The sequence below is a fragment of the Peptoniphilus vaginalis genome (assembly GCF_900176605.1).
Lineage (GTDB): Bacteria > Bacillota > Clostridia > Tissierellales > Peptoniphilaceae > Peptoniphilus_A > Peptoniphilus_A vaginalis.
On record NZ_FXLP01000004.1, the window covers coordinates 110,845 to 124,321 of the forward strand.

Below are 13,477 nucleotides of genomic sequence, written 5' to 3' on the forward strand. Positions count from 1 at the left end.
TCATAGGACAAGTATGCCAAGGTGTTCCAGTAAAATCTTTGTCCCCAAGAAAATTAAAATTACTCCACCTGTAACTTGCGCCTTGTCCTTTAAGGCAAGACCAAAGAACTTCCCAACTTGAACTCCAAAAAAGGAAATCCCAAAAGTTGTAAGTCCCTTACAAATTGCTGCTGCAAAAGCATCCAAGGAAAGACCAACTCCAACTAAGAATACCCATATTAAATTCATCTTCACTCACCAATCATTCACTCGTCACAAAAAAATAGATGCCCTATAGCATCTATCTTTGTCTTATTTTAAAAATTATTTAAGCAATTCTTCTAATCTTGCCTTGTCGAAACCAACGATTTGTTGGTCGTCAACACAAATTACAGGAACTCCTGTGTATCCCATAGCCATTAATTCTTGTCTTGCTTCTTTATCTGTTTGCACATTCTTTTCTTCAAAGGCAACTTCCTTATCCTTAAGATAGTCTTTTGCCATTGTACAATAAGGGCAAGTATTACTTGTATATACTGTTACTTTACTCATATTCATTCCTCCTAACTATTTTTTTCATTATACTCCAAGGTCCTTTATAAAATCAAACCTTTTGAGCTTTCTTCTATATAAATAAAAATTCCTTCTATTATAAATATATAAATTTTTATTTAAATCTATAACTTATGTTCAGCGTGTTCAAGTCCGTCCTTAAAGATGCAAAGGACGTGATCATCGTCAAGAGAATAGTAGGCCCTTCTCCCACGTCTTTTTACCTTAATTAGGTTTTGGGACCTAAGTAGGGCAAGTTGGTGAGATATTGATGATTGACTCATACCCAGTAGTTCTGAAATATCAGACACACATAGGGGTCCATTCATCAAGGCGTAAATTATTTTTATCCTTGTTGGGTCCGATAGGGTCTTAAATATTTGGGATAAGTTTTCTATTAAGTTTTCTCTTCCATTAAAATTTGATATATCTTCTTGAACCTTTTCAGGTATATCGTCGATTAAGTTTATTTTCATAATTCCTTACCCCACACTTTTAAAGTTTACACTTAAGATAATAAACTCTTCCAGGCTAAGGGTCTCTGCCCTTCTTCCTTCATCAATTCCACTAAGCTCAAGGGCTCTTTTGATATCGTCCTTACTATAGGGAAGTCTTGAGTTGGAAAAAGAATTTAACAAGGTCTTTCTCCTTGTAGTAAAGGCTGCCCTCACTATTTTAAATAAGAAGTCTGTGTCAAGGTCTTCTCTTTCCTTCATTTTTAAGTTTACAACTGCTGAATCAACATTAGGCTTTGGCATAAATACTGAGCTAGGAACTTGGAACTTATACTTGCAGTCTGTGTAATAATTTATAAAGACCGAAAGAGATCCATAGTCCTTGTTGCCAGGTTGAGCTGCTAGCCTCTTTGCAACTTCCTTTTGTACCATTACAGTTATAGAAACTAAATTTACCTTTGATAAAAGTAACTTTTCTATAATAGGTGTGGTCACATAATAGGGTAGGTTTGCAACAACCTTAAAGCCCTCGTCACCAAATTCTTCTTCAGCAATTTTTTCAAGGTCAAGTTCAAGGAAGTCACCATAGATAACTTTTACATTTTCTATATTTAAGGTTTCCTTGTGAAGGTCTCTTAATTTTTCATCTATCTCGACTGCTAGGACCTTCTTAGCCCTTAGTGCCAACTCCTCTGTCATGGTTCCAACGCCTGGACCAATCTCTAGGATATTGTCATCTTCACTTATTTCTGCTGCATCAGCAATTTTTCTAACTATATTTCCATCTATTAAAAAGTTTTGTCCCAGAGACTTTGTAAATCTAAAGCCATACTTGGAAAGAATTTCTGAAAGTTTGCTGGGTTTATATAATCTATCTATGGGAGTTCACTTCCTTCATAGCCTCTTCAAATTCTTCCCTTCTTATGCCAAAGGAATTTAATTTGCTTAGAGTCTTTTTTCCATTTCCATATCCTATCTTTAGGATTTCAGAAAGCATCTCACGTCTTCTGCTTGCATCATCAGAATTCACTAGGCCATTTTTTATTAAGTCAGCCATTGTAAACTCTGTTGACTTTTCTGTCTTTGTTGCCCTAGCAGCCTTTAGTGCCTTTAGAATTTCTTCCGGCGAAGCATTCTCTACTCCAATGTCCCCATGTTTTGTGGAAACCCTTTGAGAAAGGTAGGCATGCTTGGCAGTGGGAATTTCATCTGCAATTCTCTTCCTAATTTGTGATCCAACATAGTCAGAGTCTGTGAAAATTATTATTCCCTTCTTCTTGTCCATTTCCTTTAAGAGATTTATTAATTTTCTTCCGAAAGCAAAGCCGTGAGTGGTAATAATTTCTGTATCAACCGCCTTTTTAATGGCAATCTCATCGTCACGACCCTCTGCGACAATTACTTCTTTAATTGTCATCTTCATATTCCAAAAAACCTCTTTGTATTTTCTGCCGTTATTTTTTCCACTTCTTCTGGATCAATTTGCCTTAGGTCTGCAATGTATTGGCAGACAAACTTTACAAGCTTTGGCTCATTCCTCTTTCCCCTGTAGGGAACAGGTGTCATATAAGGGCAGTCTGTCTCAAGTAAGAGCCTATCAAGGGGCACCTTCTTTGCAACTGCTTTTGGAGTCTTGGCATTTTTAAAAGTAACCGCACCACCAAGGGCAATGTAGTCCCCCATCTTCACATACTCTTCCATCATCTCAACTGATTGAGAGAAGCAGTGGATCAAGGCTGTGAATTCATATTTTTCGTGGGCCTCTTTTAAGATGTCAAAGGTATCCTTCACCGCATCACGAGAGTGGATGACAATATTCTTGCCAAGTCTTGCTGCAAGTTCAATTTGCCTTTTAAAGACTTCCTTTTGGACATCTCTTGGAGAGTTGTCGTAGTAGTAATCTAATCCAATTTCTCCAATAGCCATTACTTTTTCATTTTTTGAAAGTTCAATTAATCTTTCTTCCACCTGGTCATTGTAGGTCTTTGCCTCATGAGGGTGGACCCCAATGGCTGCATAAATATTTTCGTATTTATTTGCAAGCTCCACTGACCTCTCAGATGATGGAAGGTCAGAAGAGTTATTTATTACAAGTTCTATTCCATTATCACCTAGGCTCTTGATTAGGCTTTCTCTGTCTTCATCGAAGGCAGGGTCATCTAGGTGGACATGTGAATCTATCATCTTATCTCCTATCTAACTCTTGCTCCTGATTTAAGGTCGGCTAAAATTGATGCAAGGCTTAGGTTCTTTTCATCATCTTCTGCTGCAAGAACCATTCCCTTGGATTCAACTCCTCTTAACTTAATTGGTTTTAAGTTTACAATCATTAATACCTTCTTGCCAATTAAATCTTCTTTCTTGTAGTGGTCCTTGATGCCAGATACAACTTGTCTTTGCATATCGCCAACTTTTAATTTTAATACAAAAAGTTTGTCAGCCTTTGGATGGTCTTCTACATCAAGAACTTCAGCTACCCTTATATCAAGTTTGTCAAAATCATCTATAGTAACTTCTTCTTTTACATCCTCTTTTTCTTCCTTCTTTTCCTTCATAATTCTTGACTCTAATAGGGCTGTGTTTTCTTCATTAAATCTTTCGGTTTCAGCTTCGATATCAAGTCTTGGGAAGATAACCTCTCCCTTTTTAACCCTAGTGTCATCAGGAAGTAGACCAAATACTCTTGAATCATCCCAGTTCACTTTTTCATCAAGACCAAGTTGTTCCCTAATCTTTAAAGAAGTTTCCTTAATGAAAGGATAAATTAAAACAGAAACAATTCTCAAACTTTCTGCCAAGTTATATAAAACAGTATTTAGTCTGTCCTTCTTGTCCTCATCTTTTGCAAGCTTCCAAGGTTCAGTTTCGTCAACATACTTGTTAGTTCTTCTGATTAGCTTCCAAATTGCTTCTAGGGCAACGGAAAATTCATAGTGTTCCATTGCTTTTTCAACATTATCTACAACAGACACTGCAAGATTTTCTAAATCATCATCAACTTCTTCTCTTACGCCCATATCTTTGATTACTCCGTCGTTGTACTTGCCAATCATAGAAACAGTCCTTGAAAGAAGGTTGCCAAGGTCATTAGCCAAGTCAGAGTTAAGTCTTTGCATAAACTTTTCTATATTAAAGGATCCATCAGAACCAAAGGAGAATTCACGAAGTAGGAAGTACTTAAGAGCATCAACTCCGTAAAGCTTTATTATTGGTTCAGGATAAATAACATTTCCCTTAGACTTACTCATCTTGTCATTGTCAAATAAGATCCAGCCGTGACCAAACACCTTATCAGGTAGAGGTAGGTCAAGAGCCATTAAAATTGCTGGCCAAATTATAACGTGGAATCTAATGATTTCCTTTCCAACAAAGTGGACACCAGCTGGCCAATAGTCGTTGAATTTTTCTTTATCAGTTCCATATCCAATTGCAGTTAAGTAGCAAGTTAATGCATCAATCCAAACGTAGACAACGTGTTTTGGATCAAAGGGAACCTTGACTCCCCAGTCAAAAGTTGATCTTGAAACAGAAAGGTCTTCAAGTCCACCTTCTCCTTCAAAGAAGTTTTTAACCATTTCATTTTTTCTAAAGGCTGGCTCAATAAACTCTGGGTGGTCTTCATAATATTTTAAAAGCTTGTCCTTGTATTTAGAAAGTCTAAAGAAGTAAGACTCTTCGTTAGTAAGTTCAGTTGGTCTGCCACAGTCAGGACAAGTGTGACCCTCTTCTAGTTGTGCTTCAGTCCAGAAAGACTCACAAGGCTTACAATAGTAGCCCTTGTATTCACCCTTGTAGATGTCACCCTTGTCATAAAGTTTTTGGAAAATTTCTTGGACGTCCCTTTCGTGGTCCTCATCAGTTGACCTAACAAAATAATCGTAATCAATATCCATAATTGACCAAAGCTTTTTGATGTTCTTAACAATTCCATCAACATAAGCCTTTGGCTCCATGCCAAATTCCTTAGCCTTATCTTCTATCTTTTGACCGTGTTCATCAGTACCAGTAGTAAAGAAAACATCATAGCCTTGCATTGTCTTAAATCTCTTAACGCAATCAACTGCCACAGTACAATAAGTGTGACCAATGTGAAGATTATCACTTGGATAGTAAATTGGCGTTGTAACATAAAATTTTTTATTACTCATAAAACCTCCATAAAAAAACCCAATCCACTGGGATAAGGCCTTGGCATAATCTGTCAATATTCCGATAAATTTCTACATATATTAAAATAATTATAACTGAATAAGATCATAAAATCAATTTCACCCTCTAATTTATCAACTTCCACTTAGCTATAAATAATAAATTTTTCTGATAAAATTTCTATCTTGTTGTATAATAGATAATTGTTTCATAAATTTTTTATAAATAAATTTTAATCAGGAGGTTTTTATGAATAAAAACATACTTAAGGGCCTAATCTTCTCTGGCCTTATTGGTCTTGTTGCCTACTTCTTGGGCAAGAGCTTCCCACTTGTTGGTGGACCAGTCTTTGGTATCCTACTTGGAATCATTTTAAATAATTTTAAAAGACCTGAGTCCTTTGAAGCTGGAATTAAATTCACATCTAAGAAAGTTTTGCAATACGCTGTAATTCTTTTGGGCTTTGGACTAAACCTTAGTGAAATAATTGTTGTTGGTCAGTCATCACTTCTAATTATTCTCTCAACAATTTCTACTGCCTTAATTATTTCCTTTGTTGTTGCAAAAATTCTTAAGATTGATACCAACATTGCAACTCTTGTTGGTGTTGGCTCATCAATTTGTGGTGGATCTGCTATTGCTGCAACTGCACCTGTTATTAATGCAAAGGACGAAGATGTTGCGACTTCAATTTCTGTTATATTTTTGTTTAACATCATCGCAGCTATTATCTTCCCAACTCTTGGGGTTAAGCTTGGCATGACTCACACAGGCTTCGGCATGTGGGCAGGTACTGCCATAAATGATACATCTTCTGTTGTTGCTGCAAGTGGAACTTGGTCCACAATGTTTAATGACGACACAGCTCTTAACTACGCAACAATTGTTAAGCTAACAAGAACTCTTGCCATTATCCCAATCACTCTTGGACTTGGCATCATCAAATCAAAGGAAAGCACTGAAAAGGTTAGCGTCCTAAAAACTTTCCCAACTTTTATTTTGTTCTTCCTTCTTGCATCAATTATCACAACTTTCCTTCCACTACCTGACGCCTTCTTGTCATCAATGAAGTTCTTGTCAAAGTTCTTTATTATCATGGCAATGTCAGCAATTGGTCTTAACACTGATATCAAAAAATTAATTTCTCAAGGTGGCAAGGCAATCATCGAAGGAGCCCTTTGCTGGATAGGAATTATTTTTGTCAGCTTGTTTATGCAACACCTACTCAATATTTGGTAAGACTTTATAAGTTAATAGTATGTAAGATAGCAGTCATTGATTGGCTGCTATTTTTTTGTGAATTTTTTCTACGACTAAGTATTTATTAAAAATTAAAAACTATTAGACTTTCAAAATTTTTTAATGCAAACAATAAGGCAATAAAAAGTCAAAAAAATAAAGGCCCTCTCGAGCCTCATTTTTATAAAACCATGGACAAGAATTCCTTTGCCCTTTGTGTCTTTGGATTTGTGAAAAATTCTTTTGAGTCTTCGTCTTCTGCTATGACTCCCTTGTCCATAAATAGAACCCTGTTGGATACGTCTCTTGCAAAGCCCATCTCGTGAGTTACAACAAGCATTGTAAGACCTTCTTCTGCCAAGTCCCTCATAACATTTAGGACTTCCTTAACCATCTCTGGGTCAAGAGCTGATGTTGGTTCATCAAAAAGTAGAACTTCTGGGTTCATGGCAAGTGATCTTGCTATTGCCACCCTTTGCTTTTGTCCACCAGATAGGGACATTGGCCTTGCGTCCCTGAAGGGATACATTCCAACTTTTTCAAGGAACTTGTCTGCTATCTTAACTGCCTCATCACGAGACCTCTTTAGGACCTTAACTTGTCCTATTACACAGTTTTCAAGAACAGTCATATTGTTAAATAAGTTAAAGGATTGAAAAACCATTCCCACCTTAGTCCTGTAATCATTAATAGAAGATTTTTCTTCTAACATGTTCTCTCCATGGTATCTTATTTCACCAGAGTCTGCTTCCTCTAAGAGGTTGATACACCTTAAAAGAGTTGACTTACCTGACCCAGATGAACCAATTATTGAAACAACTTCGCCCTTTTGGACTGTAAAATTTATTCCCTTTAAAACTTCATTTTCTCCAAAACTTTTTTCCAAGTTTTCTATTTCAAAAATATTGGCCATCTCACACCTCTTCCTTTACTTCTATAACTTCTGCTGTTGATTGAGATCCGTAAATCTTGTAAGTTCCATCTCCATCTAATTTCTTTTCAACAAACTTCATTACTTGACTCACACTTATTGTTAAGAATAGATAAATCAAAGCTGTTATAAAGAAAACTTCGAAATATCTTAAATAAGTTCCTGCAGCTGACTTTGAAATGAAAAATAATTCTGAAACAGAAATTACGTTAAGAACTGAAGAGTCCTTGATGTTTACAATAAATTCATTACCAACTGATGGGATAATATTTCTCACAGCTTGAGGAAGGACAACTTCTGTCATTGTTTGCCAGTGAGTCATTCCTATGGATAGGGCTCCTTCAGTTTGTCCCTTGTCTACAGAGATAATTCCACCCCTTATTATCTCTGCCATATAAGCTCCTGTGTTGACAGAAACTATAATTAGAGCTGAAGGCATAGCTGCCATATTCAAATTAAAATATTGAAGGGATCCATAATAAAACATCATAGCCTGTACCATCATTGGTGTTCCCCTAATAACTTGGATATAAACGCTAATAATAACATTTAAAATCTTTAGGCCCACCCTCTTAAAGGCAGATGACTTTTTATTTACTTTTGTTGTTCTTACTATTGCAATTAAAAGACCTATTAAAAAACCAATTAAAGTACCAACAACGGCAATTATAATTGTATTAATAGTCCCCTCAACAAAGAGGGGACCATATTCTTTTAATAAAAATCCAATCCATCCAAAAAAACTACTTGGCATATTTATCTCCTATATCTTATTCACCTAGTGGTTGGTTAGCCACAGCTTCTTCCATTATTTTTTGTCTTTCATCTTCAGGAATTTTTGAAAGAGCTTCGTTTACCTTATCAAGAAGTTCCTTGTTGCCCTTTTTAACTCCTACCGCAATTGATGTATCTTCAACAGAAGTTTTGAATCCCTTGCCGTCAGCAAATTCAACAAAAGTTAAGTCCTTATTTGCTGCAACTGCTGATAGGGCTCCTGGTCTTTCAGAAACATATCCGTCAATCTTTCCACTTCTTAGAGCAACAATCATTGCTGGGAAAGTTTCAAGAGCAGTTGATTTATTTACGCCTTCCATTTGATCAATAACATCATAGTGGAAAGTGTTAAGTTGACCAGTGATATTTGCTCCCTTAAAATCATTTATGCTCTTTGCATTGGCATAAGGAGAATCCTTTTTAACAACAATTACAAGGTCTGATGTGTAATAAGTGTCTGAGAAGTCAAGAGTTTCCTTTCTTTCTGCAGTTGGACTCATACCAGCTATAATAAGGTCAATTTTTCCAGATGTAATAGCTGGAGTAAGACCATTCCATTCAGTTTTTACAATTTCAAGTTTTTTGTTCATTGATTCAGCAATTTTCTTTGCGATTTCAACGTCATATCCACCAGCGTAGCCACCTGTTGCAATTTTGTAGCCGTGCTCTTCACCAGTTTGTGTCCAGTTAAATGGAGCGTAGTCACATTCCATACCAACCCTTAATGTGTCTGAATCAGATTGTGCTGCAGCTGATCCCCCATCACCCTTTGGGTTACAAGCTGTTAAAAGCATTGTTCCTGCCATAGCTCCAATAAGTAATAATCTTCTTGCGTTTCTTCTTAAATTCATGATATACCTCCGTAAAATTCTTCGGTAACTATCAAAAAGTAATAAAAAAAAACAGTTTGGGAAAACCAAACTGTTAAAATGTCTAAATATGTAAAGACAAAGTATTTAACCTTAGATAGCTCCCCACTAAAACGTGACAGTCATGCAAATATTGTTTGCATGCCCAGCATATTATCTGTTCCCAATAATACACTTCGGCGAAATTTCCTTTCATCTCCCTTCACTGCATGGTCTTGCTCTGAAAGATTACTGATAAATCCCGCGCCTCTATCGTATTTTTCAATACAATTTATTTAATTGTTTCATCAATTATATAAAGGAGATTTTTAAAAGTCAAGGACAATTTTCATTTTCTTGAAAAATAATTATAAAACTTTTTTTGTGCTATTTACTAGTATAACAAACTTGACATTTTCGTTTATTATGATAAACTTTAAATACAAAGTAAGTTTTAACTTTGCTTTAGACGAACGGACTGGAGTTCTAAAACCCATATCCATTGCAGAGTGGGAAACTGTGAAAAACCCGAAATAGAGAATGTCCTATGGCATTCTCTATTTTTATGAAAAGGAATTTTATGATTACAACATTTAAAGAAAGAGTAAAAAATACAATAATAGATTGTTCAAAAATTTATTATAAAAATTTTATAAAAAAAGAATTTTTAATATATTCCAAATCATTTACCAACGCTTCATTTTATACAATTACAGCAAAAAAAGATAATTATTTACATTTAACGGGATTAAATACTCGACTATCACCAAATATGTTTTTCGATAAATGTTTTAGTGGAACATTACAAGAAAATGACTTTGAAATAAATTCTAAACAACAAAAGGGTTCTGTTAGAAGAAAAATTAAAATATTAAGCGAAGCTATGAATATGCCTCTCTTAATAAACGATATGCAAATAGAAGAAAACTTTGAAAAAAACAACATACTTTGTTCTATTGCCACAGCAAATACAAGCTTCACATTGGGATTTACTTTGTTAAAAAACTCTAAACCAAAAACATTGCTTAAGGGTTTTCAGTTAACTAATCCTGGTGAAATAGATTTATTTGTACAACATGATAAAGAAACAAACGAGAACAAAATTATCATAAATAAAATAGAGTTACATAGTATTTTCGATGAAATAAAGCTACAAGTTCCGCATTATTTTAATGAATTTAATGAAACTGATATTAGGTAAATATTAAATACAAAACTTTAAAATATTTATTTAAAGTTTTTGATATCATCAAATACCGGTTTCAAGAAAATATGAATATTATTGCTCCTGGAAGAAAATCTAAAAGAATGGAAAAATTAGTCACAAAAGTTTTATTTTTTGACTAATTTTTAGTACTTATATTTTGTATTTTACTTCCCTTTTTATATCATTGTAATAAATAAACGACCCATCCTTATATTAATAGATGAGTCGTTTTTATTCCCTTTATTCTAAAACTCTAATAATTAAAATTATTTTTCAATTTTCTCTTGAAAAATATCTACAATTGTTTTTTCAGTTCCAATCATTCCAGGTGAAGCTATTGTTCCCATATTTTTCATTGTTTCTTCTGGTGTATCTCCATTTATACCATGAACTTTATTAATATGAACTCCATTTAGGGCAAGCTCACAAGAATCAAATGCTGCTGAAACTGCTGCTATTCCCTTCATAGTACATCCTTGATTTCCACCATCACAAATCATACCTGTTATACTAGAAGCCATATTATTAATAACATATTCCATTGTCTCAAGATTTCCATCTCTTAAATAAGCTAGTCCACAAGCCATACCTGTTCCTGCTGCTATAGCACATCCACAGAAAGCTGATAATCTTCCAGAATATTCTTTAATATACATACAGATTAAATAACTTAAAGCTGTAGCTCTAATCAATTTTTCTTTTGGAAGGTTTCTGATTTTGTATGAAGCGTATAATGGCATTGTTGCAATAATACCGTGGGCCCCTGATCCTGTAATACTCATAGCTGGTTTATCTAATCCAATTACCCTAGCTTCTATTGCACCATTACATAAAAGTTGAGCTGTTTTCAATTCATTGTCAGAGAAAATTTCATCATTATTCATTTTCTTTAACTGTCTTGCAAAAGTTGTTTTAGGACTATTCAATCCTTCTTCAAAAAGCTCATAATTAACTTTAAATGCTTCATTGATAAACTCTATTTCTTCGTATGGAACATTATTAACATATTCTAAGATCTCTTTTAGCGTATATTTTAAAATTAATGGAGTTTCATCGTCACCCTCTTCTTCTGTGTGATGATTTCTTTCTGCTTCAAATATTACTTCTCCATTCAATTCAATTTTTACTATATTTGTGTGTTTATCTTCAATTGTAACTATACACTTGTCTGTATCAGTTTCAACAGTAGCTTCAATGAAAATCCTAGAAGTAATGCCAGATAGTTTTACACCAATTTTCCCTTCATCTACTAATTTTTTAGCTACTTCATTATCTTCAGGAGTAACATCTGAAAGAGATTCTAAGCCTTTTTCTGGATTGCCTGCTACTACTCCTAAAGCTGCCGAAAATATATTTCCAACTTCTTCAGAATTAGGTATTCCACAAGTAAAAGCGTTTTTATACATTCCAGAGTTCATTGAAACTAGGACTGATTTTATTTCTCCTTTTGTATAACTCCTAGCCTTAGAGCAAGCAAAAGCTATAGCTCCTGGTTCAGTAACGCCTAATGCTGGAACCATATCCATTTTTATTAAATTAGTTAATTTTTCCATAATTCTCTCCCTTCGATTAAGTTGTACCAACCTTTTCTTTTATTTTTCTTTTTCTTCAAATATTCTTCCTTTGCCAGTAATACATAGGATTAAAGTCAACACCCAAATAACCCATGGATAAAATGCAGTAAATATCATATCTGTTGCCTTTAGATCAGGTAGGAATCCGTATGTACCTTTCATAGAAGAAAGTCCACCTAATAATAATAGAACGCATCCACCATAAGGTAAAAAGAATGGGAATGAACAAATTGTTGTGGCTAATATATTTGCTCTACGATATGGATGTAGATCACTTTTTTTGCCAATCGCATTAACAAATGGAGCAACACATATATTTGCAATTGTATTAATTGCAGCAATTAATATTCCAAATATTGTTACTAAAGAGAATATTGCTATTTCTGATCCTCTAGGTGTTTTTATTACTGAGTTTGTAAGCCAATCTACAACAGCATCCATACATCCACTAGCAACTAACAATTCCCCCATAGATACAACTATTAATAGTAAAATTGAAACATTTAACATTCCACCGACACCATCAGGTATTGCTCCTGAAATAACACCGTCTTTTATACTAATTAATGCTGATAAGTCAAATAGACCAAATACAAGACCTATAGCAATAGCTACTACTATACCAACACTTAAACAAGCAAAAATATTTTTACCATTAACTGATAAAAGTATAACTATAATTGTTGGAATTAATAAAAATAACCCTTTTGGTATTTGATATTGACTTAATAATTTAGCCGCTTCACCTGGGTCAATAGCTCCTTGTCCACTAGATCCTAAAACAAAAAACATAATTGCAGCAATAATAAATCCTAGAATAACCACAGGAAAACGCAACTTAACAGTCGGCCCTATTTCAGCAACACCATCTTTATATTGATATTCTTGTGTAGTTGCTGCAATAATTGCTGTATCAGATACTGGAGCTAAATTATCCCCTACAGCTGCTCCCGATAGAATAGCACCTGCTAAAATTGCTGGGCTTGAACCTAGAAGTATTCCTGCTGGATAAAGAATAAAACTCATAGTTGATATAGTGCCAAATCCTGAACCAGTTGCAATAGCAAATAGAGCTGAGAAAACAAATGCTGCTAAAGTGAATGTAGCTCCACTCATTTTTAGTTTAACACTTAACCATACTAACCCCTCAACTATATGACCACTTTTAAGAATATTTCCATATATTCCTATTACTAGCCAAAGCATTACAGCAGTAACACCAACTTTGGAACCTAATCCTTGCAAAATTACATCCCAATAATCTTCAATATTCTTAGCAAATAACATACCCACTAAGATACCAACTACACCTGCACCTATCATCATATTTAAGTCTGCTGCGTTTATAAAAGATAATGTAATTGTAACAGATATAAATATTAAGAAAGGTATCAATGCCATAAAACTTCCACCCCTAAAATCTAACTTCTTTTTCATAACTCTCTCTCCTCTCTGTTTAGATTTTGTATATGAAATTTTAATAAAGGGAACAATATAATTATAAATACTAAATTATTTTACACTAATATGATATAAATATAATGATTTACTTCGTGAAAATTTTTATTAACGATATTATAGTTCAATTACTTAACGAAAGTCAAGCAAATGCTTTCTTTACTAAACTAAATTTTTATAAAGTTATCAAGTCTTACAATCTTACAAGTTTCCTTTAACTAATAAAGAATTATCTCGCAATAAATTTCTGAATAAAAAATATAGTGCAAGATAGGAATTACTTCCCTTCTTACACTATTTATCCTACTAAA

Annotated in this window: 14 protein-coding genes and 1 riboswitch; of the genes, 2 read left to right on the forward strand and 12 right to left on the reverse strand. The window is 34.2% G+C overall.

Annotated elements, in window-relative coordinates; genetic code table 11:
• The 7 genes from CAN42_RS01970 to metG all read right to left on the reverse strand — a co-directional run bounded on the left by CAN42_RS01970 (position 1) and on the right by metG (position 5,134).
• Entirely contained in the window at positions 1-228 is a 228-nt protein-coding gene (locus CAN42_RS01970; protein WP_085875319.1) for a manganese efflux pump, read from the reverse strand.
• Positions 229-303: 75 nt separating this feature from the next.
• Entirely contained in the window at positions 304-531 is a 228-nt protein-coding gene (locus tag CAN42_RS01975) for a glutaredoxin family protein (RefSeq protein WP_085875320.1), read from the reverse strand.
• 125 nt (positions 532-656) lie between these two features.
• The gene (locus CAN42_RS01980; protein ID WP_085875321.1) at positions 657-1,007 is read right to left on the reverse strand and encodes an ArsR/SmtB family transcription factor; all 351 of its coding nucleotides are present in this window, start codon (positions 1,005-1,007) and stop codon (positions 657-659) included.
• 6 nt (positions 1,008-1,013) lie between these two features.
• A complete protein-coding gene (rsmA, locus tag CAN42_RS01985; RefSeq protein WP_085875322.1) occupies positions 1,014-1,865 on the reverse strand; it encodes a 16S rRNA (adenine(1518)-N(6)/adenine(1519)-N(6))-dimethyltransferase RsmA in 852 nt (283 codons plus the stop codon).
• Complete coding sequence (gene rnmV, locus CAN42_RS01990) at positions 1,858-2,409, reverse strand: ribonuclease M5 (RefSeq protein ID WP_085875323.1); 552 nt, start codon at positions 2,407-2,409, stop codon at positions 1,858-1,860. The genes rsmA and rnmV overlap by 8 nt, the downstream gene beginning before the upstream one ends.
• A complete protein-coding gene (locus CAN42_RS01995; RefSeq protein ID WP_085875324.1) occupies positions 2,406-3,170 on the reverse strand; it encodes a TatD family hydrolase in 765 nt (254 codons plus the stop codon). Before CAN42_RS01995 ends, rnmV begins: the two co-directional genes overlap by 4 nt.
• A gap of 8 nt (positions 3,171-3,178) precedes the next feature.
• Positions 3,179-5,134 carry a methionine--tRNA ligase gene (gene metG / locus CAN42_RS02000; protein ID WP_085875325.1) on the reverse strand — a complete coding sequence of 652 codons (1,956 nt, stop codon included), beginning with the start codon at positions 5,132-5,134 and terminating at the stop codon, positions 3,179-3,181.
• 250 nt (positions 5,135-5,384) lie between these two features.
• Here metG and CAN42_RS02005 point away from each other — a divergent pair, with 250 nt between their 5' ends.
• Complete coding sequence (locus tag CAN42_RS02005) at positions 5,385-6,374, forward strand: YeiH family protein (RefSeq protein ID WP_085875326.1); 990 nt, start codon at positions 5,385-5,387, stop codon at positions 6,372-6,374.
• A gap of 181 nt (positions 6,375-6,555) precedes the next feature.
• Here the strand turns inward: CAN42_RS02005 and CAN42_RS02010 are convergent, their stop codons facing one another.
• The 3 genes from CAN42_RS02010 to CAN42_RS02020 are packed head-to-tail and all read right to left on the reverse strand — an operon-like array spanning position 6,556 to position 8,930.
• Positions 6,556-7,287, reverse strand: coding sequence for an amino acid ABC transporter ATP-binding protein (locus tag CAN42_RS02010; RefSeq protein ID WP_085875327.1), 732 nt, complete (start codon positions 7,285-7,287; stop codon positions 6,556-6,558).
• A gap of 1 nt (position 7,288) precedes the next feature.
• Positions 7,289-8,059 carry an amino acid ABC transporter permease gene (locus CAN42_RS02015; RefSeq protein WP_085875328.1) on the reverse strand — a complete coding sequence of 257 codons (771 nt, stop codon included), beginning with the start codon at positions 8,057-8,059 and terminating at the stop codon, positions 7,289-7,291.
• A 16-nt stretch (positions 8,060-8,075) separates the two neighbouring features.
• Positions 8,076-8,930 carry a transporter substrate-binding domain-containing protein gene (locus CAN42_RS02020; protein WP_085875329.1) on the reverse strand — a complete coding sequence of 285 codons (855 nt, stop codon included), beginning with the start codon at positions 8,928-8,930 and terminating at the stop codon, positions 8,076-8,078.
• 108 nt (positions 8,931-9,038) lie between these two features.
• A riboswitch (Lysine riboswitch) is annotated at positions 9,039-9,208 on the reverse strand.
• Positions 9,209-9,507: 299 nt separating this feature from the next.
• Between CAN42_RS02020 and CAN42_RS02030 the strand changes: the two genes are divergently transcribed.
• The gene (locus CAN42_RS02030; protein WP_135100539.1) at positions 9,508-10,128 is read left to right on the forward strand and encodes a PBECR4 domain-containing protein; all 621 of its coding nucleotides are present in this window, start codon (positions 9,508-9,510) and stop codon (positions 10,126-10,128) included.
• Positions 10,129-10,400: 272 nt separating this feature from the next.
• On the opposite strand, the gene CAN42_RS02035 is transcribed toward CAN42_RS02030, so the two are convergent.
• On the reverse strand, positions 10,401-11,687 hold the full coding sequence (locus CAN42_RS02035) for an L-cysteine desulfidase family protein (RefSeq protein ID WP_085875331.1): 1,287 nt from the start codon (positions 11,685-11,687) through the stop codon (positions 10,401-10,403).
• Between the two features lie 39 nt (positions 11,688-11,726).
• On the reverse strand, positions 11,727-13,214 hold the full coding sequence (locus tag CAN42_RS02040) for a Na+/H+ antiporter NhaC family protein (protein WP_342364440.1): 1,488 nt from the start codon (positions 13,212-13,214) through the stop codon (positions 11,727-11,729).
• Positions 13,215-13,477: the final 263 nt, after the last annotated feature.

What these genes read in the sequence shown, in the direction of transcription:
- CAN42_RS01970 (WP_085875319.1), bottom strand. Translation starts at nt 228, where the DNA reads ATGAATTTAATATGGGTATTCTTAGTTGGAGTTGGTCTTTCCTTGGAT.
- CAN42_RS01975 (WP_085875320.1), bottom strand. Translation starts at nt 531, where the DNA reads ATGAGTAAAGTAACAGTATATACAAGTAATACTTGCCCTTATTGTACA.
- CAN42_RS01980 (WP_085875321.1), bottom strand. Translation starts at nt 1,007, where the DNA reads ATGAAAATAAACTTAATCGACGATATACCTGAAAAGGTTCAAGAAGAT.
- rnmV (WP_085875323.1), bottom strand. Translation starts at nt 2,409, where the DNA reads ATGAAGATGACAATTAAAGAAGTAATTGTCGCAGAGGGTCGTGACGAT.
- CAN42_RS01995 (WP_085875324.1), bottom strand. Translation starts at nt 3,170, where the DNA reads ATGATAGATTCACATGTCCACCTAGATGACCCTGCCTTCGATGAAGAC.
- metG (WP_085875325.1), bottom strand. Translation starts at nt 5,134, where the DNA reads ATGAGTAATAAAAAATTTTATGTTACAACGCCAATTTACTATCCAAGT.
- CAN42_RS02005 (WP_085875326.1), top strand. Translation starts at nt 5,385, where the DNA reads ATGAATAAAAACATACTTAAGGGCCTAATCTTCTCTGGCCTTATTGGT.
- CAN42_RS02010 (WP_085875327.1), bottom strand. Translation starts at nt 7,287, where the DNA reads ATGGCCAATATTTTTGAAATAGAAAACTTGGAAAAAAGTTTTGGAGAA.
- CAN42_RS02015 (WP_085875328.1), bottom strand. Translation starts at nt 8,059, where the DNA reads ATGCCAAGTAGTTTTTTTGGATGGATTGGATTTTTATTAAAAGAATAT.
- CAN42_RS02020 (WP_085875329.1), bottom strand. Translation starts at nt 8,930, where the DNA reads ATGAATTTAAGAAGAAACGCAAGAAGATTATTACTTATTGGAGCTATG.
- CAN42_RS02030 (WP_135100539.1), top strand. Translation starts at nt 9,508, where the DNA reads ATGATTACAACATTTAAAGAAAGAGTAAAAAATACAATAATAGATTGT.
- CAN42_RS02035 (WP_085875331.1), bottom strand. Translation starts at nt 11,687, where the DNA reads ATGGAAAAATTAACTAATTTAATAAAAATGGATATGGTTCCAGCATTA.